This window comes from Clostridium sp. AM25-23AC (assembly GCF_003435125.1).
In the GTDB taxonomy this organism is placed as follows: domain Bacteria; phylum Bacillota; class Clostridia; order Lachnospirales; family Lachnospiraceae; genus Pilosibacter; species Pilosibacter fragilis.
Map to the genome: position 1 here is coordinate 1 of NZ_QWGI01000061.1, position 5,208 is coordinate 5,208.

Consider the following 5,208-nt stretch of genomic DNA (forward strand, 5'->3'; position numbering starts at 1 on the left):
CGTGGATTTCGCCAGAAATACAGTGGAGCTTACTTCCTCTTAGGTGCTGTGGGAATGGAAAAAAGAGACAGTCAAGGGCTTCGTTTTTTTGAGTGCTTCCATGAGCTTCCGCTTGCGGATCAGCGAATGGCAGCAGTCAAAAAAATTGTCGCAGACAACCCTTTACTTTCTCTTTTTGGAATGGACAATGCTCCGTAGAGGAAGTAACGGAACGGACGGACAAGCATTTTCCCCTCGGACATTGTAGCCAACAAAAAAGAGTATCAAGGGTAAACTGCACAGTCTTGCGACTGCCCTTGACACTCTTTTTCTTATGGCTCTTGGGTAATTAAGGGGAAATGCCTTAGAGGGCGTCGCCCACGCTCCACCACTTATATACTGTCGGCTTCGATAGACCAGTATCACGAATGCAGTCGGCTTTCTTTCCGTCTGGATGTGCTTTTCTCCATTCTTCGACAATTTCCGACTTCGGTTTTCTTCCGTTCCCCTCTCTCCAATTCTCGTTATTTATATCTCTAATAGCCCTTGCACCTTGTAAGTGTTTATCTTGCTTTCTTCCGTTCCTCTTGTTCGGTGGTACGGATATACCGCTGACACGCTCTACTTCTGCTCTACTGTATGTGACATAGTTTTCCTGATACATATTCATAGCGTCCAGTACATCACGCTTGGTAAAGCGGTTGTGTTCATCATCACTGATAAGGTCAAGCATGGGTAACAGTTCCAAAGCGTCCGTCAATACTTCATCTTCTGGAATATCACACTTGATACCATAGGACGCAAGCACCGACAGACACCAGTATCTATGTCCTACGGACGCTTCTCCGCTCTGTATCTTCCTAAGCCACCAGTCATATAAGTCCCTCTTGATATGCCACCTACCTTTTTTTTCTTGCTTCACAATCCGTTTTTCATACCATTCTGGGTACTTTTTCTTTGCTTCTGCAAGGCTCATATCTGACTTATACTTGAAATCGGTCACAGCCTTGCTTTTATCCATGAGAAAATCATTCAGATATTCGACTGTGACACGCTCTCCAGTTTCAAAGGCTGTTACCAGATACCGCTTTCCCAGTTTCGTCTGTGTTCCGACCATACGAAAGCCTTGAAATATGCCTTGATACTGCACTTGGTCACGCTCCTTATAGGTACTTGTGTATCTGTTCCATATCTTGGCGGTCAGCTCGTACTTGAACTCCCTTAACTGGTCTTGTAAATGTCTGTATAGTGGCACTGGCTTCTCAAAGAGATAGTAAAGGTGTAGCCCATGCCCACTATTCACGCAGTAGGTACACTGTGGCAACAATTCATTCTTCATCTGGTAGAACAAATCCCTTATCTGCTCCATTTCCACTCCGTCAAGGTCTATGGCTATCCCATACAGCCACCTTGCATTCTTGGCTGTCCTATTTCGTCCAGAATAGCCGACTGGGGACATGATAGCGAACTCCTTGCCCTTGACCTCATCAACCATATTCAGCTCATCAAAGACTATACAGTTCCTTGCCTTTTCCCCCTCTATGACTGTCAAGACTCCATTGCATTTCTCATCTTCTGGGTGTCCCTCTCTCTCAAAGCTCCCCTCTGGGAATACTGCTCTGTAAAACTCTTTCGGCTTGACCTGTTCGTAAAACTGCCCCAACCATTCATTTTTCATCTTGAACAACTGCTTGTCAGTCGGCTTTCTTGCCATGAATAAACACCTCTTTTCTGCATATAATTTATTTATATCCGCTACCCTATGACTGTTAGCCCTAAAGGGCTATAGGGGGCTTATATTATCAATATATTTTTTTTACCTTTTTGGACTATTATAACACCCCATTTCTGGGGTGTCAAAATCAGTAGTATCCTCTCGACCTCATACACCCTTTTACATACCACCTTATACCTAATAATTTATCTACATTCCCTTTAGTAACGTGTAACTTTCCAAATTTACAAAAGCGACTCATAGAATTATTTCCTCCCGTTAAATAATAGATAACTATTAAAAATAGACAATACTTGCTCATAAGTAACGGTACTTAAATTGTTTACTTTGGCGTGTTTCATTGCTTGATGAAACTGATTTTTAGTAAACAGTTGACGATATTCTCGATTGACCCATTTTGAAACAAAGTACGTATATAGCTTCCAATATTTATCTGGAACATCTGTGGTATGGCGGGTAAGTTTTATTAAGACACTGTTTACTTTTGGTTTAGGATGAAAGCATTCCGCTGGCAGCTTAAGCAATTGCTGAATCGAGACTTGAGTGTGCAAGAGCAACCCTAGTGTTCGGTGAATATCCAAGGTACGCTTGTAGAATCCTTCTTCAACAATCAGATAGATGTCAGACGCATGGCTTTCAAAAACCACTTTTTTAATAATTTGTGTGCTTAAATGGTAAGGAATATTCCCAACAATTTTATACCTCTGTTTGTTAGGGAATTGAAACTGTAGAATATCTTGGTGAATTAAAGTGACACGAATGTTCAGTTTTAATTTTTCTGACGATAAGTTGAATAGATGACTGTCTAATTCAATAGACGTTACCTGTTTACTTATTTTAGCCAGTTTCGTCGTTAAATGCCCTTTACCTGTTCCAATTTCGTAAACGGTATCGGTTTCTTTTAAATTCAATTGTTTTATTATTTGGTTGAGTACTTTTTCACTCGTTAAAAAGTTTTGAGAATATTTTATATTTTTGTTCATGTAAACACTCCTGAAGTGATTACATCTATAAACAAATACAGAAGTTAAACGATTTGTTTGTAATTTTAGTTATCTGTTTAAAAAGTCATAAGATTAGTCACTGGTAGGAATTAATCTAACGTATTTATTTATCTGCGTAATCACTGTTTTTAGTCTGTTTCAAAACAGTAGATGTTTTATCTACATAACGCATTTGGAATACCAACATGACGAATCCCTCCTTCTTAATTACAAATTTTTAGCATCTAATTTAACTTCAATTCCTATTATACAAAATTTTAAGATAATGCTCAACACACTCTTAAGTTTGCTTCTAAGTCTTATTTCCATAACTTTAGGGTTAACCATACGCAAGACCAATCACTCTCGGACAATACTCATGATTTTAATGATAAAATCCATGTTAAACCCATAGATAAGAAATAGATTTAAAAATTTCGCTGTTTTTTTCTAATTTCATTTTGAGGTGAATTAATTGGTAGTTATTAGAGGTGCCCTATCAGCACATAAACGATATGTACCAGTATCAGCAGTAAAAGAAGATTGATAGGGATTACCGCCCTTATAGGCTCCGCAAAGTACACCGATACCGCAAGGCTTATGAGGAATACAGCAAGGCTCATGGTGTCCGCATAGTCCTCTGTGTAGAACTCAAACACCTTGCTTGCTCCAAGGAAGATAAGAAAGCCCACACCGATAGCAATACCGCCCACAAAGACGATTAAAAGAAGATAATGTGCTATGGTAGCCACTACTGGCTGTGGTATCTTATCTCCCAGTTGTGAAACCCACTGACCGCCTTTAAGAAGCAACTGGAACGCATTCACAATGAACTGCCATATAACCATGAAAAAGGTCTTAAAATCGCTTTTAAAGGCTTCTGAACGTACTGCTGTGAATACTGTGGTAAGCACTCCATACAGTAGCAGACCTAACAGAAAGCTGTCATAGCTCGCTGTCTGGGCTTTGAACTTCCTGTCAAGCTCTTTCTTCTGGTCCAGATACTTCGCTGTTGCTCTCTGCTCTATATCTTCGCTTATGCTCTGCCTTTCGGATTTAAGGCTTGCCGACTGCTTGGCAGCTTCTCCGATTCTGCGGTCAAGCTCTCTGCCCTTGGCTTCATATTCCCTTTTAACGCTCGATACCGTGGCTTCTGCTTCTTGCTCTGCGTTGAGCTTGTCTTGCTTCAGCTTCTCGTTTTGCTTCTTCAGCTCTGCGTTGAGCTTCAGCACGTTGTCTGCTTCGTTCAGCTTCTCTATTTGCTCGGTCTGCTCCGCTATTCTCTTCCCTTGTTCGGCTACTGTTGATACCAGCTCTTGCTTGTCGGATAAGAGTTTCTGTATCTGTATCTCCGATTTCTCGGCTTGGTTCTTCCATTCCTCGGCTTGGCTTATGGCTTCGGAGGCTTGCAAGCCTTTCTTCTGCAAGGTCTTTTTGAGGTTCAGTTGTTCTTCCAGTAGTTTCTGTTCCTGGTCTTTCGCCCTGGTCTGTTCCTGGTCTGCCCTGGCTTTCCATTTCTCGGCTTGGCTGATAGCTTCGGAGATTTGCAAGTCTTTCTTCTGCAAGGTCTTTCTGAGGTTCAATACTTCTGTGATGTGTGTACGTTTCTGTTCTTCGGTTTTCTCGTTCTGGCTCTGCAAACTGCTGATAAGCTTCTCCAGTTCTTCTATCTTCTGCGACTGCTGTTCTATCAAGTAGCTGTCTTGCTCTTGCTCTTTCATCAGCTCCGCTATTCTCTGCGACTGCTGTTCTATCAAGCTGTTGTCTTGCACGCTCTGTTGTGGCTGTTCGCTCTGCTTCTCTGCGTGCATTGATTTCAAACCCATTCTCTAAGCTCTCCTTTCCAAAGTCCACCGCATAATACTTTTCCAGTTTATTGTTGCGGACTTTACATTGTTTTTCCCCTTGGCTCTGCCTTTCAAGGTCTGTGAATGTGATGTATTTATGGCTGTCTTGCCAGTCCACACCATAGCCCCTTGCTTTCATCTGGTCTATGAAGTCCTCTCGGCTTGTGGCTGTTTCTCGGCAATCCATGACCGCAAGGGCTGTATCTTGCACATAACTTTTCACTTCTCCCTTTTCGGCTTGCTTCAAGAGGTTGTATGTTTCTTTGTTCCACGCAACAGTTTCTTCCCTTTCCTCTCCGGAAAAGGTCTTTCCTTTCTCCGGAACATGAAGCCCTTGTTGCCGGCTCTGCTCATTGCACCGGTCTTTCAAGTTCTGCAGTTCCGCTTTGCTCCACTGCAACTTGTGTCCGTCCTCAAAGTTCACACTGTTTACGATAAAGTGAGTGTGTATGTGTCCTCGGTCTATATGGGTGGCAATGAGTACCTCATGCCCTTTCCATGCTTCCGTACCCTTGGCAAGCTCGATTGCGTTCTTATGTGCTTGCTCTGGTGTGATATGCTCGTCCTCATGGTAGCTGTGTACGAAGTGCTTATAAGTTCTGCCCCCAGTCTTGCCCCACAGCTCCTTGGTGGCTTGCATTTCGTCCTTTACTGTATCTGGTTC

General features: G+C 42.3%; 4 protein-coding genes and 2 pseudogenes. 1 reads left to right on the top strand and 5 read right to left on the bottom strand.

Annotated features, from left to right (window positions below; translation table 11 throughout):
* Positions 1-198, top strand: a 198-nt coding sequence (locus DW677_RS18475; protein ID WP_207658992.1) for a hypothetical protein, incomplete at its 5' end; no start/stop codon positions are given.
* Positions 199-343: 145 nt separating this feature from the next.
* On the opposite strand, the gene DW677_RS17425 is transcribed toward DW677_RS18475, so the two are convergent.
* The 5 genes and pseudogenes from DW677_RS17425 to DW677_RS18990 all read right to left on the bottom strand — a co-directional run.
* A complete protein-coding gene (locus DW677_RS17425) occupies positions 344-1,693 on the bottom strand; it encodes a hypothetical protein (RefSeq protein ID WP_117567904.1) in 1,350 nt (449 codons plus the stop codon).
* Between the two features lie 266 nt (positions 1,694-1,959).
* Positions 1,960-2,703: pseudogene (gene erm(B) / locus DW677_RS17430) on the bottom strand (23S rRNA (adenine(2058)-N(6))-methyltransferase Erm(B)); the annotation flags it as partial.
* A 118-nt stretch (positions 2,704-2,821) separates the two neighbouring features.
* Positions 2,822-2,905, bottom strand: a complete 84-nt coding sequence (locus DW677_RS17435) for a 23S rRNA methyltransferase attenuator leader peptide ErmL (RefSeq protein ID WP_031929417.1) — start codon at positions 2,903-2,905, stop codon at positions 2,822-2,824.
* Positions 2,906-3,182: 277 nt separating this feature from the next.
* Positions 3,183-4,523, bottom strand: a complete 1,341-nt coding sequence (locus DW677_RS18985; RefSeq protein ID WP_242992239.1) for a DUF6040 family protein — start codon at positions 4,521-4,523, stop codon at positions 3,183-3,185.
* Positions 4,524-4,569: 46 nt separating this feature from the next.
* A pseudogene (locus DW677_RS18990) lies at positions 4,570-5,208 on the bottom strand (relaxase/mobilization nuclease domain-containing protein); the annotation flags it as partial.

Excerpts from the sequence above, each read along its gene's own strand:
- DW677_RS17435 (WP_031929417.1), bottom strand. The coding sequence starts at position 2,905 with ATGTTGGTATTCCAAATGCGTTATGTAGATAAAACATCTACTGTTTTG.
- DW677_RS17425 (WP_117567904.1), bottom strand. The coding sequence starts at position 1,693 with ATGGCAAGAAAGCCGACTGACAAGCAGTTGTTCAAGATGAAAAATGAA.
- DW677_RS18985 (WP_242992239.1), bottom strand. The coding sequence starts at position 4,523 with ATGGGTTTGAAATCAATGCACGCAGAGAAGCAGAGCGAACAGCCACAA.